Annotated in this window: 17 protein-coding genes; 2 read left to right on the top strand and 15 right to left on the bottom strand. The window is 72.0% G+C overall.

The window, feature by feature from the left end; translation table 11 throughout:
- Positions 1-45 precede the first annotated feature (45 nt).
- The 7 genes from DEJ50_RS22595 to DEJ50_RS22565 all read right to left on the bottom strand — a co-directional run bounded on the left by DEJ50_RS22595 (position 46) and on the right by DEJ50_RS22565 (position 6,622).
- On the bottom strand, positions 46-1,185 hold the full coding sequence (locus DEJ50_RS22595; protein WP_150209808.1) for a hypothetical protein: 1,140 nt from the start codon (positions 1,183-1,185) through the stop codon (positions 46-48).
- 34 nt (positions 1,186-1,219) lie between these two features.
- Positions 1,220-1,783, bottom strand: a complete 564-nt coding sequence (locus DEJ50_RS22590) for a hypothetical protein (protein ID WP_150209807.1) — start codon at positions 1,781-1,783, stop codon at positions 1,220-1,222.
- 77 nt (positions 1,784-1,860) lie between these two features.
- Positions 1,861-3,150, bottom strand: a complete 1,290-nt coding sequence (locus DEJ50_RS22585; protein WP_150209805.1) for a glutamate-5-semialdehyde dehydrogenase — start codon at positions 3,148-3,150, stop codon at positions 1,861-1,863.
- A gap of 405 nt (positions 3,151-3,555) precedes the next feature.
- Positions 3,556-3,996, bottom strand: a complete 441-nt coding sequence (locus tag DEJ50_RS22580) for a hypothetical protein (RefSeq protein ID WP_411757690.1) — start codon at positions 3,994-3,996, stop codon at positions 3,556-3,558.
- A gap of 42 nt (positions 3,997-4,038) precedes the next feature.
- A complete protein-coding gene (gene proB / locus DEJ50_RS22575; RefSeq protein WP_150209802.1) occupies positions 4,039-5,166 on the bottom strand; it encodes a glutamate 5-kinase in 1,128 nt (375 codons plus the stop codon).
- Positions 5,167-5,252: 86 nt separating this feature from the next.
- The gene (locus tag DEJ50_RS22570) at positions 5,253-5,684 is read right to left on the bottom strand and encodes a GtrA family protein (RefSeq protein ID WP_150209800.1); all 432 of its coding nucleotides are present in this window, start codon (positions 5,682-5,684) and stop codon (positions 5,253-5,255) included.
- Positions 5,681-6,622 (bottom strand): glycosyltransferase family 2 protein, encoded by a 942-nt coding sequence (locus DEJ50_RS22565; protein ID WP_150209798.1) that lies wholly within the window; start codon positions 6,620-6,622, stop codon positions 5,681-5,683. The genes DEJ50_RS22570 and DEJ50_RS22565 overlap by 4 nt, the downstream gene beginning before the upstream one ends.
- A 128-nt stretch (positions 6,623-6,750) precedes the next feature.
- Here DEJ50_RS22565 and DEJ50_RS22560 point away from each other — a divergent pair, with 128 nt between their 5' ends.
- Both DEJ50_RS22560 and DEJ50_RS22555 read left to right on the top strand, forming a co-directional pair.
- A complete protein-coding gene (locus tag DEJ50_RS22560) occupies positions 6,751-9,630 on the top strand; it encodes a bifunctional glycosyltransferase family 2 protein/CDP-glycerol:glycerophosphate glycerophosphotransferase (RefSeq protein WP_150209797.1) in 2,880 nt (959 codons plus the stop codon).
- Positions 9,627-10,775, top strand: a complete 1,149-nt coding sequence (locus DEJ50_RS22555; protein ID WP_150209795.1) for a glycosyltransferase — start codon at positions 9,627-9,629, stop codon at positions 10,773-10,775. Before DEJ50_RS22560 ends, DEJ50_RS22555 begins: the two co-directional genes overlap by 4 nt.
- 87 nt (positions 10,776-10,862) lie before the next feature.
- On the opposite strand, the gene galE is transcribed toward DEJ50_RS22555, so the two are convergent.
- The 8 genes from galE to DEJ50_RS22515 form a co-directional block, all read right to left on the bottom strand.
- A complete protein-coding gene (gene galE, locus DEJ50_RS22550) occupies positions 10,863-11,858 on the bottom strand; it encodes a UDP-glucose 4-epimerase GalE (protein WP_150209793.1) in 996 nt (331 codons plus the stop codon).
- 26 nt (positions 11,859-11,884) lie between these two features.
- Entirely contained in the window at positions 11,885-13,525 is a 1,641-nt protein-coding gene (locus tag DEJ50_RS22545) for a glycosyltransferase family 2 protein (protein ID WP_150209792.1), read from the bottom strand.
- 32 nt (positions 13,526-13,557) lie between these two features.
- A complete protein-coding gene (gene obgE, locus DEJ50_RS22540; RefSeq protein WP_150209790.1) occupies positions 13,558-15,003 on the bottom strand; it encodes a GTPase ObgE in 1,446 nt (481 codons plus the stop codon).
- Positions 15,004-15,143: 140 nt separating this feature from the next.
- Positions 15,144-15,398, bottom strand: a complete 255-nt coding sequence (gene rpmA / locus DEJ50_RS22535; protein WP_007264038.1) for a 50S ribosomal protein L27 — start codon at positions 15,396-15,398, stop codon at positions 15,144-15,146.
- A gap of 13 nt (positions 15,399-15,411) precedes the next feature.
- Positions 15,412-15,732, bottom strand: coding sequence for a 50S ribosomal protein L21 (gene rplU / locus DEJ50_RS22530; protein ID WP_005317674.1), 321 nt, complete (start codon positions 15,730-15,732; stop codon positions 15,412-15,414).
- A gap of 273 nt (positions 15,733-16,005) precedes the next feature.
- On the bottom strand, positions 16,006-19,863 hold the full coding sequence (locus tag DEJ50_RS22525; protein WP_150209789.1) for a ribonuclease E/G: 3,858 nt from the start codon (positions 19,861-19,863) through the stop codon (positions 16,006-16,008).
- A gap of 233 nt (positions 19,864-20,096) precedes the next feature.
- Entirely contained in the window at positions 20,097-20,885 is a 789-nt protein-coding gene (locus DEJ50_RS22520) for a TIGR03936 family radical SAM-associated protein (RefSeq protein ID WP_150209787.1), read from the bottom strand.
- A 195-nt stretch (positions 20,886-21,080) separates the two neighbouring features.
- On the bottom strand, positions 21,081-21,698 hold the full coding sequence (locus DEJ50_RS22515) for a hypothetical protein (protein WP_150209785.1): 618 nt from the start codon (positions 21,696-21,698) through the stop codon (positions 21,081-21,083).
- Between the last annotated feature and the right edge of the window lie 7 nt (positions 21,699-21,705).

Below are 21,705 nucleotides of genomic sequence, written 5' to 3'. Positions count from 1 at the left end.
GCGGCTGGTGGCGGTCGGTCCGGTCCGCTCCGGAGCGAGGCGTGGTCAGGGCGCCGGTGCGGGCGGCGGCGGGGACGGCTCGGTCTCGGTCGCCAGTACGCCGCACAGCCCGGCCGCGCGGCGCGTCTCGCTGCCTGCGAAGGGGTCGGTGGCCGCCGGGCCCACCGTGGTGGCGCGGGCCCCGGCGAGCAGCGGTGTGAAGCCCGCGGCCGGGTCGGCGGCGCAGTCCTGCGGTCCGGCCATGACATAGGCCGACACCAGTTCGGCCCGCCGGGCCACCAGGTCGTCCCGGTCGAAGCGCAGCCGCAGCTCGCGCCGGACGGTGAACAGCGAGGCCTGTTCCGCTTCGGCCCGCGGGCCGACGGCGGGGCGGACGGCGTACACGAACACGTGGTCGGAGATGACCTCCAGGACGTCCGGGGCCACCTCCGCGAAGTCCAGGGTGCCGTGCACCCGGATCCGGGAGTCGGCCACCACGGCGGTGGCCGGGTCGAAGCGGACCAGCCAGCCGGTGGCCGCGTGCCGGCCGTCGCTGCGCGGGGAGCCCATGCTGCGGTCGAACTGGTCCAGCTGGTCGGGGTCGAGCAGCAGCCGCACCGGCCGGTAGGCGCTTCCGTTCAGCACGTCGGGCTCCAGGGAGGACTGCACCAGGTAGTCCTTGGCCACCGACAGCGCGGTGACCACCTGGGTGTCCGTGAAGTGCGCGGTGCGGTGCACTGCCGGGAGGGTGATGCCGGCCGCGCCGACCCGGTACGGGTCGGCCGGGCTCTTCGCGTACAGCTCGGCGGGCCGGCCGCCGGGGACGGTGTCGGCGGGGGCGAGCGGCACCACCGTGCTCGCCATCGGCTCGGTGGTCCGGCCGGGCGGGATGGCGTACGGATTCCGCATGCCCATGTAGACGGCCGCGGCGAAGGCCAGGGCGACGAGCAGCACCAGCAGCATGCCCTGGCGGGCGCCGCGGCCGGGGGTACTGGTCCGGGGGGCGCCGGAGGACCACAGGGAGCGGCTGCGCACGGCGCGGGCGTGTTCGCCCATGCGTTCGTCGGCGGAGTACTCCTGGAGCCGGGCAGCCCGGATGAAGTCCTCGTCGAACACCACCGAACGGTATTCGTCCGTCCGGTGGTCTTCCTCGCCACCGCCGATGCCGTCGGGGGTGCCGTCAGGTGGGTCTCCTGGCACGGCCATGTGCATCTCCCTGCTCCGGGAGGGGGTCGTACCTTCAGGGTTGGCGGCCGGCAGGGTACGTAAACGCGCCATCGCCACTGACTTCCGTCAGCGGGGTCCTGGCAGGGGGCGGAGCCTGGCCGGAGTCGCCGGAGGCACCGCGGTAGACGGCGATGAAGGCGAGGGCGACCATGCCGATGCCCATCACCACGGCGAGCACCCAGGCCACCGGCCGCAGCCAGCGGGACCGGCCGCGGTAGGGGCGCAGGGCCCCGCCGTACGCTCCGTACGGGCCGTAGCCGTATCCGTACCCGTATCCGGCGGTGCCGTCGTAGGCCTCGTCCGGGAGGTCCCCGGGGCCGTAGCCGTCGGGATGGCCGTCGGGCCAGCCGTACGGGTACCCCTCGAAGGGGTCCTCGTCGGTCGGGCGCCCGCCGGCGACGGCGCGGGCCGCTTCGGCCTCGCGCAGCCGCTCCGCGGCGCTCGGTTCATGGATCTCGGCGCTCCGGACGAAGGCCTCGTCGAAGACCACGGAGGCGAAGTCCTGATCCGCGCCTCCGCGGTCGTCGTCGGGCTCCCCGTGATCCGGGAACGGCTTGCCCCCCACGTCGTCCGGCACGGGTCCAGCGTAGACCTGGCCAACGGTTTTGGGCAGGGCAGCGACCGGAATTCGGCCACGCGGAGTCCGCGGGGCGACTACCGTACGTGACCGTCGCCGGTGACGATGTACTTGGTCGAGGTGAGCTCGGGAAGGCCCATCGGGCCGCGGGCGTGCAGCTTCTGGGTGGAGATCCCGATCTCCGCGCCGAAGCCGAACTGGCCACCGTCGGTGAACCGGGTGGAGGCGTTCACGGCGACGGTGGTGGAGTCGACCAGCTGGGTGAAGCGGCGGGCGGCGGCCTGCGAGGTGGTGACGATGGCCTCGGTGTGGCCGGAGGTCCAGCGGCGGATGTGGGCGACGGCCTCGTCGAGGGAGCCGACCACGGCGGCGGCGATGTCGTAGGACAGGTACTCGGCGGCCCAGTCCTCGTCGGTGGCGGGCAGCGCCGTGACCTTGCTGTCCTCGGCGGCGGCGAGGACGGCGGCGTCGCCGTGGACGGTCACCCCGGCGTCCGCGAGGGCGTCGAGGGCGAGCGGCAGGAAGGCGGCGGCGATGTCCCGGTGGACCAGAAGGGTCTCGGCGGCGTTGCAGACCGAGGGCCGCTGGGCCTTGGAGTTGACGAGGATCTGCACGGCCATGTCGAGGTCGGCCTGGGCGTCGACGTACACATGGCAGTTTCCGGTGCCGGTCTCGATGACCGGGACGGTGGACTCCTCCACCACGGTCTTGATGAGGGAGGCGCCGCCGCGCGGGATGAGCACGTCGACCAGGCCGCGGGCGCGCATCAGTTCGCGGACGGAGTCGCGGCTCTCGCCGGGGACGAGCTGGATGGCATCGGCGGGGATGCCGGTGCTCTGGACCGCGTCGCGCAGGATGGCGACGAGGGCGGTGTTGGAGGCGTAGGCGGAGGAGCTGCCGCGCAGGAGGACGGCGTTGCCGGACTTCAGGCAGAGGGCGGCGGCGTCGACGGTGACGTTGGGGCGGGCCTCGTAGATGATGCCGACGACGCCGAGCGGGACGCGGATCTGGCGGAGGTCGATGCCGTTGGGGAGGGTGGACCCGCGGACGACCTCGCCGACCGGGTCGGGCAGGGCGGCGACGTCCCGGACGTCGGCGGCGATGGCGCTCACCCGGTCGGGGGTGAGGGTGAGCCGGTCGATGACGGTCTCGCTGGTGCCGGCGGCGCGGGCCTTGGCGATGTCCTGGGCGTTGGCCTCGACGATCTCGGCGGTACGGGCCTCCAGCGCGTCCGCGATGGCCAGCAGGGCGGTGTCCTTGGCGGACCGCGGGAGCGGGGCGATGGCCGCGGCGGCGGTGCGGGCGGCTTGCGCGGTGGCGATCACGGGGGACGTGGCGGCTGCGGCGGCGTCGTTCAGCGAGGTCATGCGTCCAGCGTAGTGCGGTTGCCGGGCCTGCCCGGCGGGGTTCCGGCCCGCGAGACGGCCGCCGCCGTGTGGGCGATCGTGCCGCGGGCCCTCGGCCGGGCGGGGCTGCGGGTCGGCTGAGCTGAGCCACGCCCCGTCCCGCCCCGGACACTCGGCCCGGCGGGCTGCGGGTCCGCTGCGCGGGGCTCTCCCCCACCCCGCCCCTTCTCCCCCAGCTACCGCTGGGAGGTGCCCCCAGGAACCGGGGCTCCGCCCCGGACCCCGTTCCAGGGTGCCCGGGCTCCGCCCGGCACCCCCCTCGGGGCTGCGCCCCCGGAGCCGCACCGGGCTCCGCCCGGCACCCTTCGGGGCTTCCGCCCCGGACCCCGCTCCGCCCCGCGGAACGCCTGCCCACCCCGGAGGGGGTCAGTACGGGTGGACGCCTACCGGGTGGGCCGGGGGTGGGCCGTAGCCCTCTGCCACGCGTTGGTGGTAGGTCGCGCGGTCGATGACCTCCAGGCCGACGATCTCCCAGGGCGGCAGCTTCGCCGAGGAGCGGTGCTCGCCCCAGAGCCGGAGCGCGACGGCCGCCGCATCGTGGAGGTCGCGGGCCTCCTCCCAGTAGCGGATCTCCGCGTGGTCGTCGGCGTACCGGCTGGTGAGGAGGAAGGGGTGGTCGTGGGCCAGCTGTTCCAGCCCGCGCCGGACCTCGGCCAGCGGCACCGGCTTGCCGGAGACGCTGAGGGTGATGTGCCACAGGCGGGACGCGTCCTGGTCGTGTTCCTCACCGCCGCCGCCCGCGACGCTGGTCAGCGCTCGTCTCACCAGTCGCCTCCTCTGCCCTGCGTGTCTGCCCGATTCCCACAGTTGACCAGTCCCCGGCCCCCTGCGCGGCGGTTTTGCCGAACCTCAGCCCTGCAGCAGAACCAGATCGTCCCGGTGGACGACCTCGCGTTCGTACTCGGGTCCGAGTTCCCGTGCCAGCTCTCGAGTGGAGCGTCCGAGCAGCTGCGGAAGCTCCTTCGCGTCGAAGTTGACCAGGCCTCGGGCGATCGGCCGGCCGTCGGCGGACCGGAGCTCCACCGGGTCCCCGGCGGAGAAATCGCCCTCGACCGCGGCGATGCCCGCGGGCAGCAGGGAGCCGCCGCGTTCGGTGACCGCACGGACCGCGCCCTCATCGAGGACCAGGTGACCCTGGGGGGTGGAGGCGTGCTGGAGCCACAGCAGGCGGTCGGCGGAGCGGCGCCCGGTGGGGTGGAAAAGGGTTCCGGTGGTACGGCCGGAGAGGGCGTCGGCGGCCTGACTGGCGGAGGTCAGGACGACCGGGATGCCCGCGGCGGCGGCGATCCGGGCGGCCTCGACCTTGGTGACCATGCCGCCGGTGCCGACCCCGGCCTTGCCGGCGCTGCCGATGGAGACATGGGCGATGTCCTCGGGGCCGCGGACCTCCTCGATCCGGGTGGTGCCGGGCTGGGAGGGGTCGCCGTCGTAGAGGCCGTCCACGTCCGAGAGGAGGACCAGGAGATCGGCGCGGACCAGGTGGGCGACGAGGGCGGCGAGCCGGTCGTTGTCGCCGAAGCGGATCTCGTCCGTGGCGACGGTGTCGTTCTCGTTGACGACCGGGAGGGCGCCCATCTCCAGGAGCTGGTCCAGGGTGCGGTAGGCATTGCGGTAGTGGGCGCGGCGGCTGGTGTCGTCGGTGGTCAGCAGCACCTGGCCGACGCGTACGCCGTACCGGGCGAAGGAGGCGGTGTAGCGGGCGACCAGCAGGCCCTGGCCCACGCTGGCCGCGGCCTGCTGGCGGGCCAGGTCCTTGGGGCGGCGGCGCAGGCCGAGCGGGGCGAGCCCGGCGGCGATGGCGCCGGAGGAGACCAGCACGATCTCCTTCTCGCCGCCGCTGCGCGCCTTGGCCAGGACGTCCACCAGCGCGTCCACGCGGTCGGCGTCCAGGCCGCCGGCGGCGGTGGTCAGGGAGGAGGAGCCGACCTTGACCACGATCCTGCGGGCATCCACCACGTGCTGCCTTGCCCCTGCCACGTTCTCCCCTTTTGCCCGACGGCAGACGATCCTGCGCGTGTCTGCCCTCAATTTACGGGGTGCCCGCGCAGGGCCGCCTTCGGGTTTCAGACCGTGGACGTACTGCGGTCCTGCTCCTTCTCCGGGGCGTCGGCGCGGGCTCCGGGGACCAGGATCTTGCGGGAGAGCAGGAAGGTGAACGGGATCGCGACCACCGCGGCGACCAGCGGGGCGATCTTGGTGTTCAGGCCGGCCCAGGTCACCAGGGCGTACAGGCCCACCGACTGGATGACGTAGTTGGTGACGTTGGTCAGCGGGAAGAGCAGGAACTTCTTCCAGGTGGGCCGGGTGCGGTAGGTGAAGTAGGTGTTCATGAAGAACGACCCGATCATCGACAGCACGAAGGCGAGGGTGTACGCGGCGAAGTACGGCATCCACGGGTGCAGGAGCAGGTAGATGCCGAAGAAGGTGCCGGTGTTGACGCCCCCGACCAGGCCGAAGCGGACGACCTGGCCGAGCTGGTCCTTCGAGGAGCTCACTTGGCGTCCACGTCGACGCCGTGCGATTCCTTCACCAGGAAGTGCGGGCGGCGCTTGGTCTCGTAGTAGATGCGGCCGATGTACTCGCCGATCAGGCCGAGCATGCTCATCTGGACGCCGCCCAGGCCGACGATGATCGCCACCAGGGTGACGTAACCGGGGGTGGTGACTCCGGTGGTGAGCGCCTGGATGATGATCCACAGGGTGTAGAGGGCGCCGACGGCGGTCAGCGCCGCGCCCATCCAGATCGCCAGCCGCAGCGGACGGTTGTTGAAGGAGATCAGCCCGTCCATGGCGTAGTTCAGCAGGGAGCCGAACTTCCACTTGGTCTCGCCGGCCTCGCGCTGCGCGTTCTGGTAGTCGAACGTGATCGTGTCGAAACCGATCCAGGAGAACAGGCCCTTGGAGAACCGGTTGTACTCCTGGAGCGAGAGCAGGGCGTCCACCGCCGGGCGGGAGAGCATCCGGAAGTCGCCGACGCCGTCGGTGAGCTCGACGTCGACCCACCGGTTGACCGCGCGGTAGTACAGGCTGCTCAGGGCGGAGCGGACCTTCTTGTCGCCCTCGCGGTTGCGCCGGGCGATGATCTGGTCGTGGCCGAGACCGTAGAGGTCCAGCATCTTGCCGATCAGCTCCGGCGGGTGCTGGAGGTCGGCATCCATGATCACCACGGCGTCGCCGGTGGCCTCGCGCAGGCCGGCGAGCATGCCGGCCTCCTTGCCGAAGTTTCGGCTGAAGGAGACGTACCGGGTCTGCTCCGGATTCACCTCGGCGAGCTTGCGGAGCTTCGACAGCGTGCCGTCGCGGCTGCCGTCGTCGACGTAACAGACCTCGTACTCGACGGGGAGGGAGTCCAGAACCTTGCGGATCTCGAGGTCGAAGCTGTCGATGACCGCTTCTTCGTTGTAGCAAGGAACGACTACGGACAGCTTCGTCATGAACACTTCCTGCTGGGCCGGATCGGCATGCCCTAGAAGTATGCACGCCCGCAGGTCGGCTGCCGGAGCCGAGTGGAACACACGGTAGTTTTGACGGGTTGAACGGAACGGAACAAATAGGGATCGAGGTGCACGTGCCTGACGTCTCCGTGGTCGTCATCGTCTACAACGACGCAGAGCGTCTGCCGACAGCCGTCCAGTCGGTGCTGGACCAGACCCTGCACGGGGTCGAGGTCGTCATCGTCGACGACTGCAGCAAGGACCGGTCGTACGAGGTGGCGCAATCCCTCGAAGCGGCGCACCCGGGCCGGGTGCGCGCGTTCCGGCTGCCGGAGAACAGCGGCGGCTGCGGTGCGCCCCGCAATCACGGCATCCGGCAGGCCACCGGCACCTACGTCATGTTCCTGGACAGTGACGACGTGCTGGAGCGCAACGCCTGCCGGAACATGCTGGACGCCGCCGAGCGGACCGGCTCCGACCTCGTGTCGGGCATGTGCGTCCGGGTCCACCTCGACAACCGGTGGGGCAAGACCACCGAGTGGTACCCGTGGATCTACGCCCGCACCCGGACCCTGGAATCCATCACCGAGTACCCGGACCTGCTGGTCTACGACACCCTCTCCACGAACAAGTGCTACCGGCGCGCGTTCCTGCTGGAGCAGGGGCTGGAGTTCCCGGTCGGCATCCACTACGAGGACCTGCTGTTCTCGGCACAGGCGTATGTCGCGGCCCGCCGGATCACCCTGATCCCGAACCACGTCTACTTCTGGAACGTGGTCGAGAACACCGCAGCCAAGTCGATCAGCAACCGGCGGCACGAGATCGCGAACTTCGTCCACCGGATGGAGATCCACCGCCGGGTCGACGAGCTGCTCGCCGCCCACGGGCACGACGAGATCAAGTCGGCCAAGGACGCCAAGTTCCTCAAGCACGACCTGGTGCTGCACCTGCGCGACCTGCACCTGGTGGACGACGACTACCGGCAGGAGTTCGCCCGGCTGGCCAACGGCTACCTGGCGGGCATCGACCCCGCCGCGTACGACCAGGTCAACCACCTCCAGGCGATCTGCGCCTACCTGCTCGGCAAGGAGGACTGGGAGAACCTGGTCCCGGCCGCCGAGTCGATGACCAACAAGGGCCGGCTCACCTCCCCGCTCGCGGAGCGGGACGGGCGCATCTACTGGTGCGCGCAGCACATCGACGACCCGTCGGACACCGAGGCCCGCCGGATACTGGACGTCACCGAGCAGGGCTTCCACACCGCCCCGCTCGGCTCGCTCGCGCTGGGCAACCGGCTGACCTCGTACCAGGACGACGGGCGCGGCACGGTCACCCTGTCCGGCGCGATGGTGAACCCGCTGCGGCGGATCGCCGAGGACGCGCCGCTGAAGGCGGACCTGGAGTTCCGGGCCCGCCGCCAGATCGGCGTGAAGTCGTTCAGCTTCCCGGTGGAAACGATCAGGCACGCCGGTGACACGATCGAGTGGACCGTCCGGGCCGACATCGGCAAGACCGTCCGGCCGCTCGGCATCATCGACGCGGTGTGGGACGTCCGTCTGAAGCTGACGGCCGGCGGCGACCGGGTCTCCACCCGGGTGGCGGTCGGCGGGGTCGACCTGGAAGAGGCGGCTGCGCTGCGGGTCCGCCCCCGGCTGACCCGGCTGGTCTCCGACCGCTTCGAGCCGGAGATCACCAAGAAGGGCAACCTCTCCTATGTGCTCACCGCCGAGGGCGCGGCGGCCGTGCGCACCCAGGCACTGATCAACAACGCGATGCACGGCAAGGCCGCCGGCGTGGTCAAGCGGAGCCTGAAGAAGGCCCTGAAGACCAAGCGGAACATCGGCTCGGGCGAGCAGAAGGTGAAGGCCTATCACGAGGTCTTCTCCAAGCTGCCCATCAAGAAGGGCCTGGTGGTCTTCGAGAGCCACATGGGCAAGCAGTACAGCGACAGTCCCAAGGCGATCTACGAGGAAATGGTCCGCCAGGGCGTCGACTTCCAGGCCGTCTGGGCGTACGCGGGCGCCAAGCCCACCGGCTTCCCCAAGGAGGCCACCCTGGTCAAGCGGTGGAGCTGGCAGTACCTGCGGGCGCTGGCCCAGGCCGAGTTCTGGATCGACAACCAGGGCTTCCCGCTGGCGCTGGCCAAGCGGCCGGGGACCACGTACATCCAGACCTGGCACGGCTCCGCGCTCAAGCGGATGGGCTTCCACGAGCCGCGCACCAAGGCCCTCGGCCAGGACGGGCAGGCCAAGTTCCAGAAGGCCGTGGACCGCTTCGACCACTTCCTGATCCGCTCCGAGCACGACCGGCGCACCCTCGCCAAGGGCTTCCGGCTCCGCGAGGAGGTGCTGCTGCCCACCGGATATCCGCGCAACGACGCCCTGGTGGCGGCCTACCGCGAGGAGGCGGACAGCGGCGAGCGGGTCCGCGGACCGCTCGCGGCCGAGCTGGGCATCGCCCCGGAGAAGAAGGTGCTGCTGTACGCGCCGACCTTCCGGGCGGCGGTGGACGGTTCGGTGGAGGGCTTCGAGTTCCCCTTCGACGTGGAGGAGTTCGCCGAGCGGCTGGGTGACCGTTTCACCCTGCTGGTGCGCACCCACTACCTCAACAGCGTCTCGCTGCCGCCCTCGGTGGCGGGCCGGGTGATCGACGTGTCCAAGCACCACGACATCACCCCGCTGCTGGCCCTGGCCGACGGTCTGATCACCGACTACTCGTCCGTGATGTTCGACTACGCGGTCCTGGACCGGCCGATGCTGTTCTTCGCCTACGACTACGAGGCGTACGCCGGCGACATCCGCGGCACCTACTTCGACCTCAAGGAGAAGGCGCCCGGCCCGGTCGTGGCCACGGCGGACGAACTCCTCCAGGCGATCGCCGTGTTCGAGGAGGCCGACGCCAAGTACGCCGAGGCGCGGCAGCGCTTCCTCGCCGAGTTCGGCGAGCACGACCGCGGGACCGCGGCTGCACAGATCGTCGAGAAGTTCTTCCAGGGGAGCGGCAAGTGAGCCGTGACATCTTTTTCGTCTCCAACAGCGTCGACGAGATCGGCGGTGTGACCACCTGGTCGCACCAGATGGCCCGGCTCCTCGCCGACCGCGGCCACCGGGTGCATGTCATCGGCATCGCACCGGTGGAGGAGTCCCTCCGCCAGCAGTTCCCCGCGGACCTGCCGTACAAGACGACCTGTCTGTACGACGTACGGCCGCCCTCGCCGCGCGCGCTGCGCGGTCTCAAGGGGAAGCTGAACGCCGCCGAGCGTCGCCGCCAGTCGGCCCGCCGGGCCGGGATGCGCGAGCAGGCCGAGAAGCTGAACGCACTGTTCCGGGCGGCCGGCCCGGGTGCCGTGGTCATCTGCACCCAGGTCTGGGCGATGGAGTGGGTGGCGCTCGCCGACACCAAGGGGCTCACCGTCATCGGGATGAGCCACGAGTCCTACGAGGCCAGCCACAAGTCCTCGCGGGCGGCCCGGGTCCGGCGCCACTACAAGGACGTGGACCGGCTGCTGGTGCTCACCCCGGAGGACGCGGACCTGTGGATCCGCTCCGGGATGGACAATGTGGGCTCCATGCCGAACCCGCTGCCCTTCATGCCGGAGGCGCCCGCCCCGCGCGAGGCGAAGGTGGTGGCCTCGGTCGGCCGCCTCGCCTTCGAGAAGGGTGTGGACCTGCTGCTGGACGCCTGGTCGGAGGCTGCTCCGCTGCACCCGGACTGGACCCTGCGGATCTACGGCGCGGGCGCCGAGGAGGCGACCCTGCGGGCCTACTGCACCTCGCTGGGCCTGGACGACTCGGTGGAGTGGATGGGCAGCACCGGCGATGTGCTGGGGGCGCTCCAGGGTGCCTCCGTGTTCGCGCAGGCCTCCCGGGCCGAGGGCTTCCCGATCACCCTGCTGGAGGCCATGGCGGCGGGCGTGCCGCCGGTGGCCTTCGACTGCGCGCCGGGCGTCCGGGAGATCGTGTCGCACGGCGAGGACGGGCTGCTGGCCCGGCTGGGCAACACCATCGAGCTGGCCGCGCACCTGGACCGGCTGATGTCGGACCGGGAGTACCGGGACCGGCTCGGCGACACCGCCTTCCGTGAGGTGCAGCGCTACTCCAGCGCCGACATCACGGACCGGTGGGAAGCGCTGTTCGCCTTCCTCCAGCGCTGACCCGCCGGCGCGCACCGTATGCGTGAAGCCGCCCGCCCCGGTTCCTCCGGGGCGGGCGGCTTCGTACGTACGGCGTGAGGGCGGCGGTCAGCGCTCGTGGTGGACGGCGGTCTTGTTGGCCTGCCAGCCCGCCCAGGCCGAGGTGATCATCTCGCGGACGTCGTGGCGGGCCTTCCAGCCCAGCTCGGCGGCGATCCGGTCGGCCGAGGCCACCACCTTGGCCGGGTCGCCGGGCCGGCGCGGGGTGATCACCGGGGCGTGGCTGTGCCCGGTGTTCTCGTTGAGGAGGTCCACCATCTCGCGGACGGAAACGCCCTCGCCGCGGCCGATGTTCACGGTGAGGTCCCGGTACTCGCCGGCCGCGGCCCACTCGGCCAGCTTGCGGGCGGCCACCACATGGGCCTCCGCCAGGTCCTCGACGTGGATGTAGTCGCGGATGCAGGTGCCGTCCGGGGTCGGGTAGTCGTCGCCGAAGATCCGGGCGCCCTCGCCCTGGTCGAACCGCTCGAAGACCATCGGGACCAGGTTGAACACGCCGGTGTCGGCGAGCTCCGGGGCCGCGGCACCGGCCACGTTGAAGTAGCGCAGGCAGGCGGTGGAGATGCCGTGCGCCCGGCCGGCCGCCCGGACCAGCCACTCGCCGGCCAGCTTGGTCTCGCCGTACGGGCTCAGCGGGGCACACGGGGTGCTCTCGGTGACCAGGTCCACATCGGGCATTCCGTACACGGAGGCCGAGGAGGAGAACAGGAAGTTGCGGATGCCGGCCGCGGCCACCGCGCCCAGCAGGACCTGCAGGCCCTCCACGTTCTCGTGGTAGTAGTACATCGGCTTCTCGACGGACTCGCCGACCTGCTTCTTGCCCGCCAGGTGCACCACGCCGGTGATCTTGTGCTTGCGGATGGCCTCGTCCAGCGCCAGCCGGTCCAGCACCGTGCCGATCACCAGGGGGACGCCCTCCGGGACCCGGTCCTCGTTCCCCGTGGACAGGTCGTCGAAGACGACCACCTTCTCCCCCGCGAGCAGCATCGCGCGGACCACGTGCGAGCCGATGTATCCGGCGCCACCGGTGATCAGAAACGTCATGGGGTCTCCCGAGTCCTGTCCGTTGTCTAGCGTGCCCCGCGGCCCGTGCGGGACCGGTGGAGGCGGTTGCGTACGAGGTTGGCCGCCCCGTCGGCGCCGGGCGCCAGCCGCAGCGCGAGCGATCCGGCGGCCGTCCGGTACGGCTGCGCCAGCAGAACACCGTACCGGCTGCTGGGCAGCGCCCGCCTCCGCAGCAGTTCGGCGAGGGGGCGCAGGGAGGTGAGCAGGGAGCTCCCGTCGGCACACTCCACGCCCACCCTCAGGTCCCAGGCCTGCATGCCGCGCAGTCCGCGGCGGCGGCCGGCGAGGGCCAGCGCGGCCGGTTTGAAGGGCAGTTCGGCGATCCAGGTGCCGCCGCCGTCGGCCCCGCCGTCCTCGGGGCGCAGCTCCACCGGGTGGCCGCTGACCGGCTCGCCGCCCCCGCGGGGCAGGAAGTGCAGCTGCACGGTCCGCGGGCCGGCCGCGGCGAGCCGCCCGTACAGGTCGTGGACGCGGAGGGCGAGGGCACCGGAGCCGGCCGGTCCGGCGTCCACGGTGACCGGCAGCTCGGCCACCGGCAGCCCGGCCAGCCCGTCGAGCCGGGCCTCGGGGAGCTCGGCGCTCCACACCGGGGTGCCGTCGGGGCCGGTGGCGTACGGGGGCAGCAGGCGGGGCGGTTCGGCGGCGAACCGGGTGAGGCGTTCGACGTCCGCGGGCGGGGCGGGGGCGGCGCGCAGCACCCGGACGATCCAGCGGGCCTTGGCGGCGGCGGCCTCGACGGCCACTTCCTCGAAGGTGTCGAGGTAAGCGCGGGTCAGCTGCCACCAGGCGGCCCGGTACTCGGGGTCCTTGCCGAGCTCCCGGAGGTACATGCGCAGGTCGTACTCGAGGAACTTGACGGCGCAGGCCTGCCCGAGCTCCTTGGAGGAGGCGCCGAGGATCTCGGCGGCCCGGCGGTGGGCCTCGATCCGGGAGCGCCAGTTCCCGACGTCCTTGCGGTCCAGGGAGATGGACACCTGGGCCGCGCTGCGGCGCACATGCCAGATGTAGACCAGGTCCTCGATCACGGCGATACGGGGCGCCGCGGCCAGGACCCGGGCGGTGAAGACGAAGTCCTCGTAGACGAACCGGCCGTCGGGGAACCGGATGCCGTGCTCGTCGAGGAAGTCCTTGCGGTAGAGCTTGTTGACGCAGAGGGTGTCGCGGACCAGTTCGGGGCGGTCCGCGGGCCGCTCGATCACCTCGCCCGCCGCGCCCGGGGTGTGCAGCCCGGGCATCCACGGGACGTCGTTGCCCTGGGGCAGCTCCCGGCGTACGCAGGAGCCGACGGTGACCGGCGCCCGGTGCCGTTCGGCGGCGCGCAGCAGGGCTTCGGCCGCGCCCGGCGGCAGCACGTCGTCGCTGTCGAGGAAGAGGACGTAGCGGCCGGTGGCGGCGGCGATGCCGTCGTTGCGGGGGGTGCCGCAGCCCCCGCTGTTCTCCGTCCGGTGGATCACCTTCAGGAGCGGGTGGGCGGCGGCCAGCCCGTCCAGGACCTCGGCGGTGCGGTCGGCTGACGCATCGTTCACGGCGATGACCTCGCCGACCGCCGGGCCCTGGGCGAGTGCCGACCGGACGGCCTCGCCCACGAGCCCGGCGTCGTTGTACGCGATCACCACGACGGAGACGGTGGGAGTGTTGCTGCTCACCGGCCCGATCCTACGGGGTGGCCGCGCACCTTCTAGAAGGGGCGGAACTCGTCGTACTCGCGCTGGGCGGCGTCGCCGCGCTGGGCTTCCTTCTCCTTGCGGCGCTGGGTGGCCGGACGCGGGGCGTCCAGGCGGTGGTCCTCACCGCGGCGGCCCAGCATCTCGGCGCCGGCCATCACGGTCGGCTCCCAGTCGAAGACGACCGCGTTCTCGTCGGGGCCGATGGCCACGCCGTCGCCCGCCCGGGCACCGGCCTTCATCAGCGCGTCCTCGACGCCGAGGCGGTTGAGGCGGTCGGCGAGGTAGCCCACGGCCTCGTCGTTGTTGAAGTCGGTCTGGCGGACCCAGCGCTCCGGCTTCTCGCCGCGGACGCGGTAGAGGTCCTCCGCCTCCTCGTAGGTGACGGTGAAACCGGCGTCGTCCACGGCCTTGGGACGGATGACGATCCGGGTCGCCTCCTCCTTGGGCTTGCGGGCGCGCGCCTTGGCGACGATCTCGGCGAGGGCGAAGGACAGCTCCTTCAGGCCGGTGCGGGCCACGGCCGACACCTCGAAGACCTTGTAGCCGCGCTCCTCAAGCTCCGGGCGGATCATCTCGGCGAGGTCCTGGCCATCGGGGATGTCGACCTTGTTGAGGACGACCAGGCGCGGGCGCTTCTCCAGCCCGCCGCCGTACAGCTTGAGCTCCTCCTCGATGACGTCGAGGTCGGAGACGGGGTCGCGGTCGGACTCCAGGGTGGCGGTGTCCAGGACGTGCACCAGCACCGAGCAGCGCTCGACGTGCCGCAGGAACTCCAGGCCGAGGCCACGGCCCTGGCTGGCGCCCGGGATCAGGCCGGGGACGTCGGCGATGGTGTAGACGGTCGAACCGGCGGTGACCACGCCCAGGTTCGGGACCAGGGTGGTAAAGGGGTAGTCGGCGATCTTCGGCTTGGCGGCGGAGAGCACCGAGATGAGCGAGGACTTGCCGGCGCTCGGGTAGCCGACCAGCGCCACATCGGCGACGGTCTTGAGCTCCAGGACGATGTCCCCGGCCTTGCCGGGCTCGCCGAGCAGGGCGAAGCCGGGCGCCTTGCGGCGGGCCGAGGCCAGTGCGGCGTTGCCGAGGCCGCCACGGCCGCCTTCGGCGGCGACATAGGTGGTGCCCTGGCCGACCAGGTCGGCCAGGATGTTGCCCTCCTTGTCGAGGACCACGGTGCCGTCGGGGACGGTGAGGACCAGGTCCTGGCCGTCCTTGCCGGAGCGGTTGCCGCCCTCGCCCGGCTTGCCGTTGGTGGCCTTGCGGTGCGGGCTGTGGTGATACTCCAGCAGGGTGGTGATCGACTGGTCGACGACCAGGATCACATCGCCGCCACGGCCGCCGTTGCCGCCGTCGGGGCCGCCGAGCGGCTTGAACTTCTCCCGGTGAACGGAGGCGCAGCCGTGGCCTCCGTTACCCGCGGCGACGTGCAGCTCGACGCGGTCCACGAAGGTGGTCATGGTTGTTCCTCCAGATATGTACGGAAAAGTTCTGTGCACTACAACCTGTGTAACGCGCCGAGGGCGGACCCGCTTCCCGGCATACGCCGGGAAGACAGAGATCCGCCCTCAGAAAGTTACGAACGCTTGATCTAAGAAGATCAGGCGGCCGGAACGATGTTCACGACCTTGCGGCCACGGTGGGTGCCGAACTGCACCGCGCCGGGAAGCAGGGCGAACAGGGTGTCGTCGCCACCACGGCCGACGCCGGCGCCCGGGTGGAAGTGGGTGCCGCGCTGGCGGACGAGGATCTCACCAGCGGAAACGACCTGACCGCCGAAGCGCTTCACGCCGAGCCGCTGGGCATTGGAGTCGCGACCGTTCCGGGTGGACGATGCGCCCTTCTTGTGTGCCATTGCTCAGTCCCTCTTACTTCGCAGCCGTCGGAATGCCGGTGACCTTGATCGCCGTGTACTGCTGGCGGTGACCCTGGCGACGGCGGTAGCCGGTCTTGTTCTTGTAGCGCAGGATGTCGATCTTGGCGCCCTTGTGGTGGTCCACGACCTCGGCCGTGACCTTGATCCCGGCCAGGACCCACGGGTCGCTGGTCACGGCGTCGCCGTCGACAACGAGCAGGGTCGAGAGCTCGACCGTGTCGCCAACATTGGCAGTGGAAATCTTGTCAACCTCAACGATGTCGCCGACAGCAACCTTGTGCTGGCGACCACCGCTGCGCACGATGGCGTACACGCGGATCTCTCTCTCGCTCGATTCGGGAACCCCTGAAGCCAGCCGACCCCCGCCGAAACACGAGGCGGCCTCCCCCGCGCCGCAAAGCCCGGGAGGTGAGGTGCTCAGGAGCTGGCGCACACATGGGCACGCCGACATGCAAGGTTACGTGCCAGAGGTTTAAGAGGTCAAACCGGCCCCGGAACGGGCCAGACCCGGGCCCCGCCCGGGAACGGGAACGGCTCCGCCCGGCACCACAGGGGTGCCGGGCGGAGCCGAACCGGACGGGGTGGATCAGGCTTCGTCGGTGGCGGCCGAGACGGACGGGAGCGACTGCTGCTCCGCCGCCGCGGTCTTCTTCGCCACTGCCTTCTTCACGGTCTTCTTGGCCGTCGTGGTCTTCTTCGCAGCCGCCGTCTTCTTGGTGGCGGCCGTCTTCTTGGCGGCCGTCACCTTCTTCGCCGGGGCCTTCTTGGCAGCCGTCTTGCGCGCCGCCGTCTTCTTGACCGGAGCCGCCTCCTCGGCGGCCGGGGCCTCGGGCTCGGCGGCGGCCGGGGCGGCCTCCGGAGCCGTCACGACCACGACCGCGGCCTCGGCTCCCGCCGGCGAACCGGCCGGAGCGGTGGCCTTACGGGTCGCCCGGCGCCGCGGACGGGCCGGAGCGGCCTCCACGACCGGCTCGGGCTCGGCCGCCGCGACCGGCTCGGCCGGAGCCGCCACGACGGGCTCGGGCACCTCGGCCGGCTCGGCGGCCGGGGCCTCCACCACGGTCTCGGCCTGCTTCGGCGCCCCCGCCGGAGCGGTGGCCTTACGGGTCGCCCGGCGCCGGGTCCGGGCCGGTGCGGCCTCCACGACCGGCTCGGCGACGGCCTCGGCGACGACCTCCGCGGCCGGCTCCAGGACCGTGTCCGCGGGCTCGGTCACCGGCTCCGCCTCCACGACCGGCTCCGCCACGGTCTCGACGACCGCGACCGGCTCGGCGACCGGGGCCGCGGCGCCGCGCGGGGCGCCGGCCGGAGCAGTGGCCTTACGGGTGGCGCGACGGCGGTTGCGGCGCGAGCTCAGGCCCGCGGCGGCCTCGGCCTCGGCCGGGCTGCTGTACAGCTCCTCGTCCGGGACGAACGACGGCTCCGGCAGCGCCACCGGCTCGGCGACCTCCGCCTCGACCTCGGCCACCGTCTCCACGGCCTCGACGACCTCCACGCCCTCGTGCTCGTGCTCGTGGGCCCGGCCGCCGCGCTTCTTGGCGCGCTTGCCGTTGCCACCGCCACCGACGGCCGTCGGCTGCTCCATGTGCACGATCACACCGCGCCCGTTGCAGTGGACGCAGGTCTCGGAGAAGGACTCCAGCAGGCCCTGGCCCACCCGCTTGCGGGTCATCTGGACCAGGCCCAGCGAGGTGACCTCGGCGACCTGGTGCTTCGTACGGTCCCGGCCCAGGCACTCCAGCATGCGCCGCAGCACCAGGTCCCGGTTGGACTCCAGCACCATGTCGATGAAGTCGATGACGACGATGCCGCCGAGGTCGCGCAGCCGCAGCTGGCGCACGATCTCCTCGGCCGCCTCCAGGTTGTTCCGGGTGACGGTCTCCTCGAGGTTGCCGCCCTGGCCGGTGAACTTGCCGGTGTTGACGTCGATGACGACCATCGCCTCGGTCTTGTCGATCACCAGGGAGCCGCCCGAGGGCAGCCACACCTTGCGGTCGAGCGCCTTGGCGAGCTGCTCGTCGATCCGGTACGTCGCGAAGACATCGACCTCGGAGGTCCAGCGCGAGAGCCGGTCGGCCAGGTCCGGGGCCACGTGCGAGACATAGCCGTGGATGGTCTGCCACGCCTCGTCACCGCTGACGATGACCTTGGAGAAGTCCTCGTTGAAGATGTCGCGCACGACCCGGACGGTCATGTCCGGCTCGCCGTACAGCAGGCTCGGCGAAGAGGTCGAGATCTGCTTGGACTTCTTCTGGATGTCCTCCCACTGGGCCTGCAGACGCTCGACGTCGCGGCGCAGCTCGTCCTCGCTCGCGCCCTCGGCGGCGGTGCGCACGATGACACCCGCGTCCTCGGGGACGATCTTCTTGAGGATGGTCTTCAGACGGGCCCGCTCGGTGTCGGGCAGCTTGCGGCTGATGCCGGTCATCGAGCCCTCGGGCACGTAGACCAGGTAGCGGCCGGGCAGCGAGACCTGGCTGGTGAGGCGGGCGCCCTTGTGGCCGATCGGGTCCTTGGTGACCTGCACCAGGACCGACTGGCCGGACTTGAGGGCGGACTCGATGCGGCGCGGCCCGTTGGCCATGCCGAGCGCCTCGAAGTTGACCTCACCGGCGTACAGGACGGCGTTGCGGCCCTTGCCGATGTCGATGAAGGCGGCCTCCATCGAGGGCAGCACGTTCTGGACCTTGCCCAGGTAGACGTTGCCGACGTACGAGGTGGCCTGCTCCTTGTTGACGTAGTGCTCGACGAGCACGTTGTCCTCGAGGACGCCGATCTGGGTGCGGTCGCCGTTCTGGCGCACGACCATCACCCGCTCGACGGCCTCACGGCGGGCCAGGAACTCGGCCTCGGTGATGATCGGGACGCGGCGGCGGCCCTGCTCGCGGCCCTCGCGGCGGCGCTGCTTCTTCGCCTCCAGGCGGGTGGAGCCCTTGATGGACTGCACCTCGTCCGCGCCGGCACCGGACTCGGCCTTCTCCCGGGCCGGGCGCGGCTCGCGGACCTTGACGACCGTACGGACGCCGTCCTCCTCGCCCGTCTCGGCCTCGGGGCCGGCGTCACCGGAGCGACGGCGACGGCGACGGCGACGGCGGCTGGAGCTGGAACCGAGCGCGGCGCCCTCCTCGGACTCCTCCTCCTCGGACTCCTCGTGCTCTTCCTCGGCCTCTTCGGCCTCTTCCTCGGAGGACTCGTCGAGCTCGGCAGCCTCGCCCCGACGACGGCGACGGCCACCGCGGCGGCGACGGCGGGACGGACGCTCGCCCGTCTCGTCGGTCTCCTCTTCCTCGAACTCCTCGGCCTCGGCCTCGGCGGCTTCCTCGGCGGGAGCCTCCTCGACGACCGGCTCGGGCGCGACGGCACCGCCACGGCGGCGACGGCGGCGGCCGGCGGGCTGCTCGGCCGGGGCCTGGACCTCGGCGACGGCCTCGGTCTCGGCTTCCTCGGCGAGCTCCTCCTCGACCTCCTCCGCCTCGACCTGTGCGGCGGCGGCAGCGGCAGCCGCGGCGGCGGTCTCCGGGGTCTGGAACATCGGCTCGGTGAACACCGGCGCCTGGAAGACGGCGACGGCGGGACGCACGGCACGGCGGGTGCGCGGCGCGGGTGCCTCGGCCTCCGGCTGGGCGGCGGCCGGCTCGGCCTGCGGGGCGGCGGCAGCAGCGGGGGCGGTGCCGCGGGTGGCGCGGCGGCGGCCACGGCCCTTCGGGGCGTCGATGGCGTCGGCCACGGTCACGGTCGCCTTGGCGACTTCCTTGGTCTCCTGCGGGGCCTGCGCCTGCGGGGCCTCGGCGGCCGGAGCGGCCTCGACGGCGGGCGCGGTCACGGCACGGGTGGCACGACGACGGGTACGGCCCTTGGGGGCCTCCTCCGCCACCGGCTCCACCACCGGAGCAGCCTCGACGGCCTCGACGGCCTCAACCGGAGCAGCCTCGGCGACCGGAGCGGTCGCAGCACGAGTGGCCCGACGACGCGTACGCGCCGGAGCAGCAGCCGGAGCCTCTTCGGCGGCAGCGACCGGAGCCGGAGCGGCCTCGACGGCCTCGGTGACCGGAGCGGCCTCGGCGGCGGGCGCCGCCACCGCACGGGTGGCACGACGACGGGTACGGCCCTTGGGGGCCTCCTCCGCCACCGGCTCCACCACCGGAGCAGCCTCGACGGCCTCGACGGCCTCAACCGGAGCAGCCTCGGCGACCGGAGCGGTCGCAGCACGAGTGGCCCGACGACGCGTACGCGCCGGAGCAGCAGCCGGAGCCTCTTCGGCGGCAGCGACCGGAGCCGGAGCGGCCTCGACGGCCTCGGTGACCGGAGCGGCCTCGGCGGCGGCCGTGGCTCCCGGCGGGCCGGCCGGCCGGGACGCCGCGCGGCGGCGCCGGCGCGGCGGCAGGTTGTCGCTGGGGCTGTCGGCTCCGGCGGCGGGGTTTTCGTTGATTTCGTTGTCGAGCATGCGGGCGGTTCTCCCGTCACGCTCCCGGGCGCCGCGGCTGACATCCGGTCCGGCTCGGTTCCGTGCGCTGTGCGCGGAACCGGCCTCCGGGGCGCGTTCGCCTCACGGGAGCTGTAGGTCCATGGCCGCCGGTTCCGTACGCAAGATGTGCACGGCCTGGCGGAAGTCTTCAGGTCTGTGCGCGGCCCGACCCAGGTGGCTCCCGAGTACCAGGGCTGCGCGGCAACGCGTCCTTACGCGGCGGGACCTTCCGGCGCCTTCGCGGCGGCGGCTACGGCGGCCGTGGGTGGGGCGGCCGTGACAGCCTCGCGGTCGGGCGCGAGCGGGTCGGTCACCGTGCCGGACTCCTCGTCGAAGAGCCCCTGCGCCAGCCTGGTCACCGCTGCGGGGACCGGCGGCGCCAGGTCGGCCACAGCTCGGAGACCGGACAGGACGTCGTCGGGTCGGACGGCAGGTGTCACGTGCCGAACAACCAGCCGCAGTATCGCACAGGCATTGTCCTGCGGCCTATCAGCCGGGGCAGCCGGAGCGGGATGCGTTTCGATGCTCGCCACGGCCCCCCGGGTGTCGAAGGTCCGCATGCCGTTCTTCGTGCGCCGCTGGACCTCCACGGTCTCGGCCGCGAGGAAGGCGGTGACGGCCTGCTCGGCGTCGGCGGGCTCCACGCCGTCGAGCCGCAGCTCCCAGACGGACGCGGTGAGCCGGTCGGCGAGGCCGGAGGTGCGGGCCTCGACGGCGTCGGTGATGTCGAGCCCGGCGGGCAGCGACTCGTCGAGCAGCTCGCGGAGCCGCTCGGGGTCGCGGTGCGCGGTGAGCGCGATCTCCAGGTATTCGGCCTCGCTGCCGGTGCCCGTGGGGGCGGCGTTCGCGTACGAGACCTTCGGGTGGGGGGTGAAGCCGGCCGAGTACGCCATCGGCACTTCGGCGCGGCGCAGGGCCCGCTCAAAGGCACGCTGGAAGTCTCGGTGGCTGGTGAACCGGAGGCGACCGCGCTTGGTGTAGCGCAGTCGGATGCGCTGCACCGCGGGTGCGGGTGGCGGGCCTTCGGGCTGTCGCTTGCCCAGTGGTTCTTCTCCTTGTGCGGGGCGCGAGCGCTCAGGCTCCGCCCTGTGACGTCTTGCGCAGCGGGGGCGGCTCCTGGGCCGCGCCTACGGCTGTCGTACTACCCAGAGTACGCGCCCGTGCCCTCGCCGGTTCCGCCCGGCTGCCTGCGACCTCTACCCGAACAGGGCGATGCGTGCTTCGCGCGCTGCCGCGCGGACGGCCCGCCAGGCATCGCGCAGGATGTGGCCGAGCGGCTTGAGCACGTACGTGTAGACCTTGACCGCCGCCCAGCCGATCAGCACCCAGCCGAGGACCCTCAGGATCCGCCCGGCGATGTCCCAGGCCCAGACGGTCAGATGCCCGAGGGGCGTGAGGACGTACCGGTACAGGGGCGCGAACAGGTACTCCATCAGCACCCCGGCCAGCCACACGGCGGCGTGCCCGAGGGGTTGCAGCACCCAGCGGAAGAGGAACCGCCCCACGGGAGCGAGCAGATACAGATGGAGGAACTGCCCGACGGGCTTGAGGAGATACCGCCACAGGAACCGGCAGGGCCACCCGACGAAGATCCGCAGCACCCACCCGAGCACCCACCCGGTGAACCGGACCACCGGCTCCAGCACATAGGTGACGAGCGGCGCCAGCAGATACCGCCCGATCACCCGGCAGACCCAGACGAAGCACACCCAGACCGCCCGGAGGGGCAGGACCACGAGGACGGCCACGACCTTGGCCACCCCGCCGAGACAGCCCCCGGCCGCTGCCGGAGGCTGTGTGTTGTGCATGTTCATGCCCGTC

The sequence above is a fragment of the Streptomyces venezuelae genome, from assembly GCF_008642295.1.
Lineage (GTDB): Bacteria > Actinomycetota > Actinomycetes > Streptomycetales > Streptomycetaceae > Streptomyces > Streptomyces venezuelae_C.
Note: the sequence above shows the minus strand (reverse complement) of the source record. Positions and strands in the feature narration are given on the sequence as shown.